General features: G+C 33.5%; 14 protein-coding genes. 10 read left to right on the forward strand and 4 right to left on the reverse strand.

The genetic code is table 11. From position 1 onward, the window contains the following. The first annotated feature begins 246 nt into the window (after nt 1–246). A complete protein-coding gene (locus HMPREF2663_RS02055) occupies nt 247–1,863 on the forward strand; it encodes a MutS-related protein (protein WP_070845688.1) in 1,617 nt (538 codons plus the stop codon). A gap of 82 nt (nt 1,864–1,945) precedes the next feature. On the opposite strand, the gene tsaD is transcribed toward HMPREF2663_RS02055, so the two are convergent. From tsaD to tsaE, 4 genes are read right to left on the reverse strand one after another with little or no spacing between them, the layout of a single operon-like run. Continuing rightward, the gene (gene tsaD, locus HMPREF2663_RS02060; RefSeq protein ID WP_002475017.1) at nt 1,946–2,968 is read right to left on the reverse strand and encodes a tRNA (adenosine(37)-N6)-threonylcarbamoyltransferase complex transferase subunit TsaD; all 1,023 of its coding nucleotides are present in this window, start codon (nt 2,966–2,968) and stop codon (nt 1,946–1,948) included. Further along, complete coding sequence (rimI, locus tag HMPREF2663_RS02065) at nt 2,965–3,426, reverse strand: ribosomal protein S18-alanine N-acetyltransferase (RefSeq protein ID WP_002475020.1); 462 nt, start codon at nt 3,424–3,426, stop codon at nt 2,965–2,967. The genes tsaD and rimI overlap by 4 nt, the downstream gene beginning before the upstream one ends. Beyond that, nucleotides 3,399–4,061 (reverse strand): tRNA (adenosine(37)-N6)-threonylcarbamoyltransferase complex dimerization subunit type 1 TsaB, encoded by a 663-nt coding sequence (gene tsaB, locus HMPREF2663_RS02070; RefSeq protein ID WP_002475023.1) that lies wholly within the window; start codon nt 4,059–4,061, stop codon nt 3,399–3,401. Before tsaB ends, rimI begins: the two co-directional genes overlap by 28 nt. Beyond that, nucleotides 4,042–4,503: a tRNA (adenosine(37)-N6)-threonylcarbamoyltransferase complex ATPase subunit type 1 TsaE gene (tsaE, locus tag HMPREF2663_RS02075; protein WP_002447530.1), complete on the reverse strand. Its 462-nt coding sequence runs from the start codon at nt 4,501–4,503 to the stop codon at nt 4,042–4,044. The genes tsaB and tsaE overlap by 20 nt, the downstream gene beginning before the upstream one ends. Nucleotides 4,504–4,981: 478 nt before the next feature. Here tsaE and ilvD point away from each other — a divergent pair, with 478 nt between their 5' ends. From ilvD to ilvA, 9 genes are all read left to right on the forward strand, one after another. Next, complete coding sequence (gene ilvD, locus HMPREF2663_RS02080; RefSeq protein WP_070845690.1) at nt 4,982–6,670, forward strand: dihydroxy-acid dehydratase; 1,689 nt, start codon at nt 4,982–4,984, stop codon at nt 6,668–6,670. A 34-nt stretch (nt 6,671–6,704) separates the two neighbouring features. Next, on the forward strand, nt 6,705–8,429 hold the full coding sequence (gene ilvB / locus HMPREF2663_RS02085) for a biosynthetic-type acetolactate synthase large subunit (protein WP_050396446.1): 1,725 nt from the start codon (nt 6,705–6,707) through the stop codon (nt 8,427–8,429). Further along, nucleotides 8,429–8,662, forward strand: a complete 234-nt coding sequence (locus HMPREF2663_RS02090) for an ACT domain-containing protein (RefSeq protein ID WP_001830009.1) — start codon at nt 8,429–8,431, stop codon at nt 8,660–8,662. The genes ilvB and HMPREF2663_RS02090 overlap by 1 nt, the downstream gene beginning before the upstream one ends. Nucleotides 8,663–8,783: 121 nt before the next feature. Next, nucleotides 8,784–9,788: a ketol-acid reductoisomerase gene (ilvC, locus tag HMPREF2663_RS02095; RefSeq protein WP_002447533.1), complete on the forward strand. Its 1,005-nt coding sequence runs from the start codon at nt 8,784–8,786 to the stop codon at nt 9,786–9,788. A gap of 22 nt (nt 9,789–9,810) precedes the next feature. Continuing rightward, a complete protein-coding gene (locus tag HMPREF2663_RS02100; RefSeq protein ID WP_070845692.1) occupies nt 9,811–11,346 on the forward strand; it encodes a 2-isopropylmalate synthase in 1,536 nt (511 codons plus the stop codon). Beyond that, nucleotides 11,343–12,386, forward strand: coding sequence for a 3-isopropylmalate dehydrogenase (gene leuB, locus HMPREF2663_RS02105; RefSeq protein WP_002447535.1), 1,044 nt, complete (start codon nt 11,343–11,345; stop codon nt 12,384–12,386). Before HMPREF2663_RS02100 ends, leuB begins: the two co-directional genes overlap by 4 nt. Before the next feature lie 15 nt (nt 12,387–12,401). Next, the gene (gene leuC, locus HMPREF2663_RS02110) at nt 12,402–13,772 is read left to right on the forward strand and encodes a 3-isopropylmalate dehydratase large subunit (protein WP_070845694.1); all 1,371 of its coding nucleotides are present in this window, start codon (nt 12,402–12,404) and stop codon (nt 13,770–13,772) included. Beyond that, a complete protein-coding gene (gene leuD / locus HMPREF2663_RS02115; RefSeq protein ID WP_002475032.1) occupies nt 13,773–14,342 on the forward strand; it encodes a 3-isopropylmalate dehydratase small subunit in 570 nt (189 codons plus the stop codon). Nucleotides 14,343–14,356: 14 nt separating this feature from the next. Next, entirely contained in the window at nt 14,357–15,625 is a 1,269-nt protein-coding gene (ilvA, locus tag HMPREF2663_RS02120; RefSeq protein WP_046044409.1) for a threonine ammonia-lyase IlvA, read from the forward strand. Nucleotides 15,626–15,947: the final 322 nt, after the last annotated feature.

Consider the following 15,947-nt stretch of genomic DNA (forward strand, 5'->3'; position numbering starts at 1 on the left):
TACTTTCATAATCAATATCCACAGAGTTATCCTATTTATCCACAAGTAAATTGACACTTTTATGTTTTGAAATTAACTTATTTATTTACATATCCACAAACAACTTCACTACTTACCCACAACTTACTCACATTTTGTTGATAAGTACGCACGTTCCCTATTGACAACTTATTTTCCATTTTTAATTGTTTCAGATATTCATTTATGAAATAATTTATTGAGAAAGATAAAGGAGAACTAAACTTCATGACGAACAATCAAACCTTAGTACTAATTATATTAACTTTCATCATCCTAATTACACTTGTAAATGTAATTATATCTATAATAGAGAGACGTAAACAGATTGCTAAAATAAATACTTTATGGGATAACAAATTAAAATTAGAAAGTTTTATACGTCCTAATTCACGATTCGATGCCCAATACCGTACTTACCGTGATCATTATAATAAGCAGTCATTTATCGACGATAAGACTTGGTCAGACCTAAATATGGATACGTTATTTCATAAAATTAATTTTAATTTCACTGCAATTGGTGAAATGCGACTATATGCAACTTTAAGAGGTATGTTTAAGGTAAATCAAACCTCATTGATAAACATGTTTAAAGATAATAAAGTATTTCGTTTAAATGTATCTTACATTCTTTCTAAAATTGGTAAAAATGTATACCCTTTGTTTCCAGATCAAATGTTACCCTCTAAGCGTAATATTTTATTAATGTTTTGTCCGTTGTTACCATTTATTGGGTTTGCATTCATTTTTTTAATTCCTTCAAAAGGTATATTAATATGTCTTACTTTTATGATTTTAAATGCAATATTATCTTTCAAACTAAAAAAATCTTATGACCAAGATTTAAAATCAGTTTTTTATACTGCTAATGTTATAAAGCAAAGTCAAGCTTTAAGTAAGATTGAGAGCACGCCAGCGATAAGTGTTGATTTTACTCATTTTAAAGCTTCACGTCGTTTTAGCGGTTTATTAGCTAGAGTAGAATCACAAGATATGGTGAGTAGCATAATTATGTTTATTAAATTAGTATTCATGATAGATTATGTTTTATTTCATTTAATACAACGTAGCTACTTTAAGTATCAAGAAGAAGTTATGGCATGTTATGACTATATAAGTTTATTAGATAATCATTACTCTATAGCTATGTATCAACATACTTTGACACATTATTGTTATCCTAAAATCAATAACAATATTAATGGCCTTCAAATGAAATCAATCATTCATCCTCTGCTAGATGAAGAAAATGCGATTGCTAACACCATTGACATTTCAAATCATATATTACTCACAGGCTCTAATGCATCAGGAAAATCTACATTTATGAAAGCAGTTGCACTAAATTTGATTTTAGCTCAATCGATACAAACTGCAACAGCTCACTCATTTATTTATCAACCTGGCTATGTAATGACTTCAATGGCAAATGCGGATGACGTTTTAAGTGGTGACAGTTATTTCATGTCAGAACTTAAGTCTATTCGTAGATTATTTAACACTTATCAGTGCAATAAGATATATTGTTTTATAGATGAGATTTTTAAAGGAACGAATACAACTGAACGTATTGCCGCTTCTGAATCAGTATTATCGTATTTAGATAATCAAAAAGCATATCAGGTTATCGCTGCGACACATGATGTTGAACTATCAATATTATTAGAAAATACATATAATAATTATCATTTTAATGAATCTATTCAAGAAAATAGCATATTTTTCGATTACAAAATTAAATCTGGTAAAGCCAATACACGTAATGCAATTGAATTACTGCGTATTACACAGTTTCCTATCGATATTTATCAGCGTGCTCAACAAAATATTCGAAACCTCTAGAATTAATTAGTTTAATATTTATAAAAAAGTTAAGCGCCTATCTAAAAGTAGTCACTCTTAGATAGGCGCTTTGAAATATTATTTAAACAGAAAAAGTTTCAATATCAATATTATTTTGTCCATTTAAGGCTAAATCGCCACGCAAACCAGCTTGATATAAATAATATCCAGCAGCACCAATCATCGCTGCATTATCAGTGCAAAGAACAGGACTCGGAATAGTAAGGTGTATGCCCTCTTTTTTACATGCTTCACTTAGTGCAGCTCTTAATCCTTTATTACTAGCAACACCACCTGCAATAATTAAGCGATTAACATGATACGTTTTACAAGCATGAATAGCTTTATGGGTTAAAACTTCTACAACACTATTTTGGAAACTTGTTGCAACATCTTCAGCTACAATTTCAATATTTTTCTGTCTTAAATTGTGCAGTTTATTTATTACAGCACTTTTAAGACCACTAAAACTAAAATCATAACTATCTTTTTCGAGCCAAACTCTTGGAAAATCGTATACATCTTTACCTTTTGCTGCTAATCGATCAATATGCGGTCCACCAGGATAAGGAAGATTGATTGTTCGAGCAACTTTATCATAAGCTTCTCCTACTGCATCATCTCTCGTTTCACCAATCACTTCGAAATCTAAATGATTTTTCATATATACCAGTTCAGTATGACCACCAGATACAATCAATGACATAAGTGGAAACGTTAATGGTTGTTCTAAGTGATTGGCATAAATATGACCAGCAATATGATGTACTGGAATAATAGGCTTATCATAAGCAAATGCCAAAGCTTTAGCCGCATTAATACCAATTAATAAAGCTCCTATTAATCCGGGGCCTTGTGTTACTGCAATAGCGTCAATATCTTCCATTTTCACTTTTGCACTCACTAATGATTCATCTATAGTTGCTGTTATCCCCTCAACATGATGTCTACTAGCAACTTCAGGTACAACACCACCAAAACGTTTGTGACTATCTATTTGACTTAAAACAGTATTAGATAAAAGTTCAGTGCCATTCTTTACTACACTTACACTCGTTTCATCACAACTTGTTTCTATTGCTAAGATTAATGTATTATTTGTCATTTCAAATTCACCCACATGACTAATGCGTCCTCGCCTTCTCCATAATAATTCTTTCTTTTTCCACCATTTTGAAATCCTAAATTTCTATAAACATGTTGTGCAACATCATTATCTATTCTTACTTCTAAACTCATCACATCACAAGAAAAACGTGCATAGTTCATTGCATATTTAAGTAAAAGTTGACCAAGACCATAGCCTCTAAATGCCTTTGATATAGCTATCGTTGTAATTTGTGCTTGATCAACGACTAACCATAAACCAACATACCCAATTATTTTGTCCCTAAATTCTATCACAAAATATGTTGCAAATTCGTTGTTTTCTATTTCATGATAAAATGCATCGATTGACCACGAACTGTGTGAGAAACTATCTCTTTCTATATCAAAAACTTTAGGTACATCTTCCACACTCATTTTCCTAATATTCAATTGTTCTCTTGTTGGTTTAACCAATTTCGTTCCGCCTCTGATAATTTATGGTATTTAGGAGTAAATGAATGTATATTTTCTGGTTTTTGAATTAATTGCTTCATACTTGAAGCTTTTGGTAACTGTTCTATGATGTCACTGTCTAATAAATGTTTTATTTTTTCGGTATGATATCCTACAAACACATAAGGTTGGTTTAGTTGATGAAGTTTTTCAATAAGTTCAAAAATAGGTATATAAGTATCATCAATAATGGTTATTAATTCATTGTCCTGATATTGATAAACACCTGCATAAACTGCTTCTCTTCTAGCATCAAAAATGGGTACTAACAACTTCGTACTGTCTTTGACTGTGCTAGCAAGTGCTTTAAGTGATGAGACACCATATAAGTTAGTGTTTAATGCATAAGCTAATGTTTTAGCAACAGTAACCCCTATTCTAAGACCGGTATATGAACCTGGACCTTCCGCTACCACGATATCAGTTATTTCTGCTTTATTTATTTTACTTTCTGAAAGAATTTCTGCTATTTCAGGCATGAGTTGCACTGAATGATTCTTTTTGATATCAGTTATTTTTTCAGCAATCACTTCATTATCTTTCATAATAGCTACTGATAAAGGTTGGTTTGACGTATCAATTAGAAGATAGTTCATTTAAAATTGCCTCCTTTACTAATGCATAATGTTGTCCATGTGTTTCAATGGATACTTGTCTCTCATTCGCATTTTTGACATTTATATTAATCGTTAAGTGATTAGGAGGAAGGAAATCTTTGATAAATTTACTCCATTCTATAACTATGATGGCATTGTCTTCAAAATATTCATCGAAACCTAAATCATCTTCCTCACCTTCAAGTCGATAACAGTCCATATGATGTAATCGTATGCTTGAACCTGTATAAGATTTGATTATATTAAATGTTGGTGAGTTTATCGTTCTTTTAACACCTAACGCTTTTCCTATAAATTGTGTTAATGTAGTTTTCCCTGCTCCTAGGTCACCATTTAGTAAAATCAAGTCCTTAGCACTTAAATGTTTTACAAGTATTTGAGCAAATTTATCCATTTCATTTAAATTGTGAATAGTTATCAATTTTTACTCTCCTATATATGATTATTTAAAATCAATTTATCTCTATATTTAAAGATATATATACATTTCTACGTGGTTTATTAACTTAATCATTGTAACAAATTTTAATTCAAATTTCTTCGTAAAATATTTAAGCTTGTCCTCTATAAATTTTTAGAAAATTCTAAATTTATTATTGACACAATTCATCACATGTAGTAAATTGAATTTATCAAATTTTAAAACAATTCAAACTATTAAGAATAAATGACCATTCAACGAAAGGAGTATAATAAAATGACTTATCTATCTACGCTAGACCTACCAACAACTCAACAAGCTATTATCATTTTATTATACTCGTAAGGACTCGAACTTTAGAAAGGTTTTAACTTCTAAATGTTTAAGTCCTATTTCTAGTTGGATGGGACTTAACAACGTCCCAATATTCATTGGGACGTTTTTTTATTTTCTAAATAATTATATGGGGGAATGATATATGCGAAGTGATATGATCAAAAAAGGAGATCACCAAGCTCCTGCAAGAAGTCTTTTACATGCGACTGGCGCTCTTAAACAACCTACAGATATGAATAAACCTTTCGTAGCAATTTGTAACTCTTATATTGATATTGTTCCTGGGCACGTTCATTTAAGAGAATTAGCAGACATCGCAAAGGAAGCTATTAGAGAAGCAGGTGCTATCCCATTCGAATTTAATACGATTGGTGTTGACGATGGAATAGCTATGGGACATATTGGCATGAGATATTCCTTACCTTCAAGAGAAATTATCGCAGATGCAGCTGAAACAGTTATTAACGCTCATTGGTTTGATGGTGTATTTTACATTCCTAATTGCGATAAAATTACGCCAGGAATGTTACTCGCAGCAGTTAGAACAAATGTACCAGCTATCTTTTGCTCAGGAGGCCCAATGAAAGCTGGTCTTTCCGCTCAAGGTAAGGCATTGACACTATCTTCAATGTTTGAAGCGGTTGGAGCTTTTAAAGAAGGAACAATCTCAAAAGAAGCATTTTTAGACATGGAACAAAACGCTTGTCCTACATGTGGTTCATGCGCCGGTATGTTTACCGCAAACTCAATGAACTGTTTAATGGAAGTTTTAGGTTTAGCCCTACCATATAATGGTACAGCTCTAGCTGTGAGTGACCAACGTCGTGAAATGATTAGACAAGCAGCATTCAGACTGGTTGAAAATATTAAAAATGATATTAAACCTCGCGATATTATCACACAAGATGCGATTGATGATGCTTTTGCTCTTGATATGGCCATGGGAGGTTCTACTAATACTGTTCTTCATACCCTTGCAATTGCAAATGAAGCAGGTATTGACTACGACTTAGAACGTATTAATGAAATTGCTAAAAAAACACCTTACCTTTCTAAAATTGCACCTAGTTCTTCTTATTCTATGCATGATGTTCATGAAGCAGGTGGCGTGCCAGCTATCATAAATGAATTAATGAAAAAGGATGGTACTTTACATCCAGATAGATTAACAGTTACGGGTAAATCCTTGAGAGAAAATAATGAAGGTAAAAACATCAAAAATTTTGAAGTTATTCATCCTCTTGAAACCCCTTATGATAAGCAAGGTGGATTATCTGTCTTATTCGGAAACCTCGCACCTAAAGGAGCGGTAATCAAGGTCGGTGGAGTTGATCCTTCAATTAAAGTATTTACAGGAAAGGCAATTTGTTTCAACTCTCATGATGAAGCTGTTGAAGCCATTGATAATCATACAGTAAGAGAGGGACATGTTGTTGTTATTAGATATGAGGGACCTAAGGGAGGTCCTGGAATGCCAGAAATGCTAGCCCCTACGTCTTCCATAGTGGGCAGAGGATTAGGTAAAGATGTTGCATTAATTACGGACGGTAGATTTTCGGGTGCAACTAGAGGTATTGCAGTTGGACACATTTCACCTGAAGCCGCTTCAGGTGGACCCATTGGCTTAATAAGAGATGGTGATAAAATTACGATTGATCTAATCAATAGAACTCTAAACGTAGATCAATCTGAAGAAGAACTGTATCGTCGTAAAAATCAGCTTGAACCATTTAAAGCAAAGGTTAAAACAGGCTACTTAGCTAGATATACTAGTTTAGTCACAAGCGCTAATACTGGTGGTATTATGCAAGTTCCGGAAAACCTTATTTAATTAGGAGATGATTAAAATGTCAAATCAAAAATCAATGGTTTCGCCTCACCCTTCTGTGCATCAAACAAAGAATTCACAACCCTTAATAACACGCAGTGGTTCTCAATTATTAGTTGAAGCACTTCAGCAAGAAGATGTAGATTTTATCTTCGGTTATCCTGGTGGTGCTGTCTTACCTTTATACGATACATTTTATGACGGGAAAATCAAACATATTCTTGCCCGTCATGAACAAGGTGCTACACATGCTGCTGAAGGATATGCGCGTGTCTCTGGTAAAACAGGAGTCGTTGTTGTAACAAGCGGACCTGGTGCAACAAATGCCATTACGGGTATTACTGATGCATTTAGTGACTCTTTACCACTAGTCGTTTTTACTGGTCAAGTTGCTACACCTGGTATAGGTAAAGATGCTTTCCAAGAAGCTGATTTACTCTCGATGACCACACCTATTACAAAACACAATTATCAAGTTAAAAAGATCGAAGACATTCCAAGAATTGTTCATGAAGCCTTTCATTTAGCGAACACTGGAAGAAAAGGCCCTGTAGTGATTGATTTTCCTAAAGATATGGGTGTTCTTAAAACTGATGTTGAACTTACGCAAGAAATTAATATTCCTGGCTATGAAGTTAATAGTAACCCTAATAAAGAGGATATTAATAGGTTAATATATATGATTAAAGAAGCTAAGAAACCTCTTATTCTTGCAGGTGCTGGTATTAATCACTCTAAATCTAATCATTTATTGACAGAATTTGTGACAAAACATCAAATCCCTACTGTCACAACTCTCCTTGGACTTGGAGCAATACCTTATCATCACCCCTTATTTTTAGGTATGGGTGGCATGCATGGATCTTATGCAAGTAATATGGCATTAACAAATTGTGATTTACTTATCAACTTAGGTAGTCGATTCGATGATCGTCTTGCAAGTAAGCCTGATGAATTCGCACCAAATGCAAAAGTTGTACATGTCGATATCGACCCTTCTGAAATAAATAAAGTTATTAATACAGATTTAGGTATAGTCGCTGATTGCAAACTTGTGCTTGAGAATTTATGCCATGAGCAAGTTTTAACATCCACCCACGAAGAATGGAACGATTATTGTATTAATAACAAAAGTAAATATCCATTTAAATATGATGATAATGATAAAACATTTTGTAAACCACAAAAAGCAATTGAATATATTGGTAAAGTTACCAATGGAAATGCAATTGTGACAACTGACGTAGGACAACACCAAATGTGGACAGCACAATTCTACCCATTTAAAAATTATGGCCAATGGGTAACAAGTGGCGGTTTAGGTACTATGGGATTTGGAATTCCATCAGCAATAGGAGCACAATTAGCTGAACCTGAGAAAACAGTTGTTTGTTTTGTAGGAGATGGTGGTTTTCAAATGACGAACCAAGAAATGGCTTTACTTCCAGAATATGAACTTAATGTCAAAATAGTACTTATTAATAATGGAACTTTAGGTATGGTCAAACAATGGCAAGATAAATTCTTTAATAAACGATTTTCTCATTCTGTATTTAATGATCAACCTAATTTTATGAAAATGGCGGAAGCTTATGGCGTTAAGGGATTCTTGATAGATTCTCCTGATAAATTAGAATCTTCAATTGATGAAGCATTTGCATATCATGGACCGGCACTCATTGAAGTTAGAATCTCACCTGTAGAACCAGTTAATCCAATGGTACCTAGTGGCAAATCAAATCATGAAATGGAGGGTTACTAATGGAACGAACAATTCATTTTACATTAGTTGATCAAGTGAGTACTTTGAACAGAATTACTAGCGCCTTCGTTCGCTTACAATGTAATATTGATGAACTTCATGTTAAACATTCAGACAAAGAAGGAATTTCTAATATGAAACTTAAAGTCAATATTAAAGATGATGATACTTTTAAAATTGTTCTTAAAAAACTATCACAACAAGTAAATGTACTAAGTGTAAAAAGTGAGTAAATGTTTTGATGCGCTAGTTAAAATGAAAAATCAACTAAACATAACTAACATCATACACTTTTTACGCACATATTATTTTGAAAATTCAGAACTTTCGATAAAATGACTGGAGGAATTTATTATGACAAAAGTATATTACGATGAAACAGTAACTCAAGATGCATTACAAGGTAAAAAAATTGCTGTCATTGGTTATGGCTCACAAGGACATGCACATGCACAAAATTTAAAGGACAATGGTTATGATGTAGTCATTGGTCTACGTCCAGGACGATCATTTAATAAAGCTAAAGAAGATGGATTTGATGTTTATACGGTAAGTGATGCTACACAACAAGCTGATGTAGTGATGGTACTATTGCCTGATGAAATTCAAGGTAAAGTATATAACGAGGAAATTAAACCACATTTAGAAAAAGGAAATGCTTTAGCATTCGCACACGGTTTTAATATCCACTTCAGTGTTATCGAACCACCTAGTGATGTCGATGTCTTTTTAGTAGCACCTAAAGGACCAGGTCATTTAGTTAGACGTACATTTGTTGAAGGAAGTGCCGTACCAGCATTATTTGGTGTTCAACAAGATGCTACAGGCCAAGCAAGAAACATTGCTTTAAGCTACGCAAAAGGCATTGGTGCTACTCGTGCCGGGGTCATTGAAACGACATTTAAAGAAGAAACTGAAACAGATTTATTCGGTGAACAAGCTGTTCTTTGTGGAGGAGTTTCCAAATTAATTCAGAGTGGTTTCGAAACACTTGTAGAAGCAGGTTACCAACCTGAATTAGCTTATTTTGAAGTCTTACACGAAATGAAATTAATTGTTGATTTAATGTATGAAGGCGGAATGGAAAACGTTCGTTATTCTATCTCTAACACTGCTGAATTTGGCGACTATGTTTCTGGACCAAGAGTAATTACACCTGATGTTAAAGAAAATATGAAAAAAGTACTTGAAGATATTCAAAATGGTAACTTTAGCCGTAGATTTGTTGAAGATAACAAAAATGGCTTTAAAGAATTCTATCAATTACGTGAAGATCAACATGGTCATCAAATTGAACAAGTTGGACGTGAATTAAGAGAAATGATGCCATTCATTAAATCTAAAAGTATTGAAAAATAACAACAGTAGAGGGGTGTTTTTAATGGAAGAACATATTCAAATTTTTGATACAACACTTAGAGATGGTGAACAAACGCCAGGAGTCAATTTTAGCTTTGATGAAAGATTGAAAATTGCCAAGCAACTAGAAAAATGGGGAGTAGATGTACTAGAAGCAGGTTTTCCTGCTTCTAGTACTGGTAGCTTTAAATCAGTAGAAGCTATAGCCAAAACTTTGACTACAACAGCAGTGTGTGGATTAGCTAGATGTAAAAAATCTGATATTGATGCTGTATATGAAGCCACTAAAGAAGCTGTAAAACCTCAAGTACATGTATTCATTGCAACCTCCCCTATTCATTTAGAACATAAATTAAAAATGACTCAAGATGAAGTTTTAACTTCAATCAAAGAACACGTTTCTTATGCTAAACAATTTTTTGAAGTCGTACAATTCTCTCCAGAGGATGCAACAAGAACTGAAATTCCATTTTTAATTGAATGTGTTCAAACTGCGATTAACGCAGGAGCCACAATTATCAACATCCCTGATACAGTTGGATTTAGTTATCCTACTGAGTATGGTGAAATTTTTAAGCAATTAACACAGGCCGTTAAGTCAAATTCTAAAATTATCTTTAGTGCACATTGTCATGATGATCTTGGAATGGCAGTTGCTAATAGTTTAGCAGCTATTGAAGGTGGAGCTAGACGTATTGAAGGTACAGTGAACGGTATTGGTGAAAGAGCAGGAAATGCCGCACTTGAAGAAGTTGCTTTAGCTTTATATGTAAGGAAGGACCACTATGGTCTTGAATCTCAAATTAACCTTAAAGAAACTAAGAAAACATCTGACTTAATTTCAAGATATGCTGGTATCCGTGTACCTAGAAATAAAGCTATAGTCGGTCAAAATGCATTTAGTCATGAATCCGGAATTCACCAAGACGGTGTGCTTAAACATCGTGAAACCTATGAAATCATGACACCTCAACTCGTAGGTGTAAATACTACAGAATTGCCATTAGGTAAATTGTCTGGTAAACATGCATTTGCCGAAAAGCTTAAATCTCTAGGGTATGAAATTAAATTGGAAGATCAAGTTACATTATTTAAACAATTTAAAGAAATTGCAGATAAGAAAAAAAATGTATCCGATAGAGATATTCATGCAATTATACATGGCTCTGAACATGAACACAATGCTATTTTTCAACTTGATAACTTACAACTTCAATACGTATCTAAAGGTCTACAAAGTGCAGTAGTAGTTATAAAGGAAAGAAACGGACAAGTTAAACAAGATTCAAGTATTGGAACGGGGTCAATTGTTGCAATTTATAATGCTGTTGACCGAATTTTCAAGAAAGACGCAGAATTGATTGATTATCGTATTGATTCTGTAACAGAAGGTACTGATGCTCAAGCAGAAGTACATGTACGAATCATTATTAATCATATTGAAGTGACTGGCATAGGTATAGACCACGATATATTAAAAGCCTCATGTAAAGCATATATCGATGCTCATGCTAAATATATTTCAGAATATGAGTTGAAAGAAGGTATCCGTACATGAGTTATAAAATAGTTGCCTTACCTGGAGATGGTATAGGACCAGAGATTCTATCTGGTACATTAGAACTTTTAAAATTAATAAGTGAAAAATATCATTTTGAATACCATTTGGAAAGTCATCATTTTGGAGGTATCTCAATAGATAATTATGGTACACCTTTAACTAATGAAGCATTACAATCATGTAAAAATGCAGATGCTATATTATTAGGCGCGATTGGAGGGCCTAAATGGACAGACCCAAATAATCGTCCAGAACACGGTTTGTTAAAACTGAGAAAATCCTTAAATTTATTTGCTAATATTCGCCCTACATTTGTAACTAAAGGGGCTAGTCATCTTTCACCACTAAAACAAGATATTGTAGAAGGCACCGATTTAGTTATTGTAAGAGAATTAACGAGCGGTATTTATTTTGGTGAACCAAGCTATGTTAAAAAAAACGAAGCTTTAGACTCATTAAAATATTCAAGTCAAGAAATTGAACGTATTGTGAGAATCGCTTTTAATCTTGCAAACCGTAGACGTAAAAAATTAACATCTGTTGATAAGGAAAACGTTCTATCCTCTAGTAAGTTATGGCGACAAATAGTAAATGATGTAAAAAAGGATTTTCCAGAAGTAGAAGTTAATCATATGCTAGTTGATGCTTGTAGTATGCATCTTATCACCCAACCTACGCAATTTGATGTGATTGTAACAGAGAATCTTTTCGGAGATATCTTAAGTGATGAAGCATCTGTTATACCAGGCTCTCTAGGTCTTTCTCCTTCAGCTAGTTTTGGTCAAACAGGTACACGTCTGTATGAACCAATTCATGGTTCAGCTCCAGATATAGCTAATGAAGATAAAGCGAATCCATTTGGTATGGTTCTCTCTTTAGCACTTTGCTTAAGAGAAAGTTTAAATCAAATTGATGCGGCTAACGAACTTGAGTCAATTGTTTACTCGTTTATTCAATCTAATAAGACAACTGCAGATTTAGGTGGACAATATCGAACTTCAGAAATTTTTAAGTTGCTTAAAGAAAAATATTTATAAGAGGAGGAGAAAATTATGGGTCAAACACTTTTTGATAAAGTATGGAAAAAACATGTGCTTCATGGAAAAGAAGGTGAACCACAATTATTGTATATTGATTTACATCTCATTCATGAAGTTACTTCTCCTCAAGCGTTTGAAGGACTTAGAATACAAAATCGTAAACTTAGAAGACCTGATCTAACCTTTGCAACTTTAGATCATAACGTTCCCACAATTGATATTTTTAATATAAAAGATGAAATTGCCTATAAACAAATTACAACTTTACAACAAAATGCTAAAGACTTTGGCGTACATATTTTTGATATGGGTTCTGACGAACAAGGTATCGTACATATGGTTGGACCAGAAACTGGATTAACACAACCAGGAAAAACTATTGTTTGTGGAGATTCCCATACTGCTACACATGGCGCATTTGGTGCTATCGCATTGGGGATAGGAACAAGCGAGGTTGAACATGTATTTGCTACACAAACATTATGGCAAACAAAACCTAAAAATTTGAAAATTAATATAAATGGTTCTTTACCACCTGGAGTTTATGCTAAAGACATTATTTTATATTTAATCAATCAATATGGTGTAGATTTCGGTACTGGTTATGCGCTTGAATTTACAGGGGAAACTATAAAAAATTTATCCATGGAAGCACGTATGACGATTTGTAATATGGCTATTGAAGCCGGAGCAAAGTATGGTTTAATGCAACCTGATGAAACAACATTTGATTACGTAAAAGGTCGTCCTTATGCTACTGATTTTGATAGTTCTATGGAGTGGTGGAAAGAACTTTATTCTGATGATGATGCCTATTTTGATAAAGTTATTGAACTTGATGTAACAAATTTAGAACCTCAAGTAACTTGGGGAACTAACCCAGAAATGGGAGTTAGTTTTAGTAATCCATTCCCAGAAATTAAAAATGCAAATGACCAACGTGCTTATGACTATATGGGACTTCACCCAGGTCAAAAAGCCGAAGATATAAAATTAGGTTACGTTTTTTTAGGTTCATGCACGAATGCAAGATTATCTGATCTTATTGAAGCAAGTCATATTATTAAAGGACAACAAGTACATCCAAATATTACTGCTATTGTGGTTCCGGGTTCAAGAACTGTTAAGAAGGAAGCTGAAGCTCTGGGGCTAGATAAATTATTTAAAGATGCTGGATTTGAGTGGCGTGAACCAGGTTGTTCTATGTGCTTAGGTATGAATCCAGATCAAGTTCCAGAAGGAGTACATTGTGCCTCCACGAGTAATCGCAATTTTGAAGGAAGACAAGGCAAAGGCGCTCGTACACATTTGGTATCTCCTGCTATGGCAGCAGCTGCTGCGATTAATGGTAAATTCATTGATGTTAGAAAGGTGGTAGTGTAATTGGAAATCAAACCGATAACAATATATACTGGAAAAACTGTCCCCCTTTTTTATGACAATATAGATACTGACCAAATCATTCCTAAAGTGCATCTTAAGCGGGTCTCTAAATCAGGCTTTGGACCTTTTGCTTTTGATGAATGGCGTTACTTACCTGATGGTAGTGATAATCCTGATTTTAATCCTAATAAACCTGAATATCATGGTGCGTCAATTCTCATTACTGGAGATAACTTTGGTTGTGGTTCTAGCCGTGAGCATGCAGCGTGGGCCTTAAAAGATTATGGTTTTAACATTATTATTGCAGGAAGTTTTAGTGATATCTTTTACATGAATTGTACTAAAAACGCAATGTTACCCATATGTTTAAACCAGAAAGAACGAGAACATTTAGCTCAATTTGATGAAATAACTGTTGATTTACCTAATCAAACAGTGTCTACGGAGTCTCAGTCTTTTCATTTTGATATAGATGAAACCTGGAAAAATAAATTAATCCATGGCTTAGACGATATTGCTATTACTTTACAATTTGAAAATTTAATAGAAAAATATGAAAAAACTTTTTAAAGGTGTGAAAGACAGTGACAGTAAGAACTAAAGTTTCGACAAAAGATATAGATGAAGCATATTTACGTCTGAAAAATATAGTAAAAGAAACTCCCTTACAATTCGATCATTACTTATCTCAAAAATATAATTGTGATGTTTATTTAAAAAGAGAAGATTTACAGTGGGTACGATCCTTTAAATTAAGAGGTGCTTATAATGCTATATCAGTATTATCCAATGAAGAAAAAAATAAAGGTATTACTTGCGCAAGTGCTGGAAATCATGCTCAAGGTGTTGCTTATACTGCAAAAAAACTCAATTTAAAGGCTGTTATTTTCATGCCAGTAACTACACCACGGCAAAAAATCAATCAAGTCAAATTCTTCGGGGATAATAACGTAGAAATAGTACTAATTGGCGATACATTTGATCACTGCTTAGCACAAGCTTTAAACTATACGAAGCAACATAAAATGAATTTCATTGATCCATTTAATAATGTATATACTATTGCAGGACAAGGCACTATAGCTAAGGAAATATTAAATCAAGCTGAAAAAGAGGATAATACATTTGATTATGTATTTGCTGCTATAGGTGGTGGCGGTCTTATTTCAGGAGTGAGCACATATTTTAAGACACATTCCCCCCACACTAAAATTATCGGTGTTGAACCAACTGGTGCCAGTAGTATGTATCAATCAGTCATTATCAACCATAGTATAGTTACTTTAGAAAATATTGATAAGTTTGTTGATGGAGCTTCAGTAGCAAGAGTTGGTGATATTACTTTTGAAATTGCGAAAGATAAAGTGGATGATTACGTTCAAGTTGACGAAGGAGCTGTTTGCTCCACAATTCTGGATATGTACTCTAAACAAGCGATTGTTGCTGAACCAGCTGGTGCTTTAAGTGTAAGTGCCTTAGAGCAGTATAAAAAGCAGATTGAAAATAAAACAATTGTTTGCATAGTAAGTGGAGGCAACAATGATATTAATCGTATGAAAGAAATAGAAGAGCGTTCTCTTCTATTTGAAGAAATGAAACATTACTTTATTTTAAATTTCCCACAAAGACCTGGTGCTTTAAGAGAATTCGTTAATGATGTCCTCGGACCTCAAGACGATATTACAAAATTTGAATATTTAAAGAAAACATCACAAAACACTGGAACTGTTATTATAGGTATACAGCTGAAACATCATGATGATCTCATTCAGTTAAAAGATCGTGTATGTCAATTTGATCCTTCTAATATTTATATCAATGAAAATAAAATGTTATATTCATTGCTTATTTAAACTAATTTTATATCCAAGTCTCAAGACGACGAGTATATTATTAATTCGTCGTCTTCATTTTAGTGTCTTACTGTAGAATGTCAGTTTAATTCCTCGGTTAAGAAGCTTTATCCATTTGAGATAAGCGCTCGCCTCTTGTTTCATTTTCAACTCTTGTTGATCCTTGTAGCTCGAATAATTTCATTGCTCTCGCTCCCTAATTCATGAGTTCAAAACGCTTTCTCTTCGTCGAGATCCTTACTTCTCATATCAAACACTTTCTTCTTAAAACTATTTTTGCATAAAAAAAAAGACCTTTCGGTCTCGATTAGGCTCATCGCAT

The organism is Staphylococcus sp. HMSC077D08 (assembly GCF_001837945.1).
Taxonomy (GTDB): Bacteria; Bacillota; Bacilli; order Staphylococcales; family Staphylococcaceae; genus Staphylococcus; species Staphylococcus epidermidis.

Coding starts and splice junctions, on each gene's coding strand:
- HMPREF2663_RS02055 (WP_070845688.1), top strand. CDS start 247: ATGACGAACAATCAAACCTTAGTACTAATTATATTAACTTTCATCATC.
- tsaD (WP_002475017.1), bottom strand. CDS start 2,968: ATGACAAATAATACATTAATCTTAGCAATAGAAACAAGTTGTGATGAA.
- tsaB (WP_002475023.1), bottom strand. CDS start 4,061: ATGAACTATCTTCTAATTGATACGTCAAACCAACCTTTATCAGTAGCT.
- ilvD (WP_070845690.1), top strand. CDS start 4,982: ATGCGAAGTGATATGATCAAAAAAGGAGATCACCAAGCTCCTGCAAGA.
- ilvB (WP_050396446.1), top strand. CDS start 6,705: ATGGTTTCGCCTCACCCTTCTGTGCATCAAACAAAGAATTCACAACCC.
- HMPREF2663_RS02090 (WP_001830009.1), top strand. CDS start 8,429: ATGGAACGAACAATTCATTTTACATTAGTTGATCAAGTGAGTACTTTG.
- ilvC (WP_002447533.1), top strand. CDS start 8,784: ATGACAAAAGTATATTACGATGAAACAGTAACTCAAGATGCATTACAA.
- HMPREF2663_RS02100 (WP_070845692.1), top strand. CDS start 9,811: ATGGAAGAACATATTCAAATTTTTGATACAACACTTAGAGATGGTGAA.
- leuB (WP_002447535.1), top strand. CDS start 11,343: ATGAGTTATAAAATAGTTGCCTTACCTGGAGATGGTATAGGACCAGAG.
- leuC (WP_070845694.1), top strand. CDS start 12,402: ATGGGTCAAACACTTTTTGATAAAGTATGGAAAAAACATGTGCTTCAT.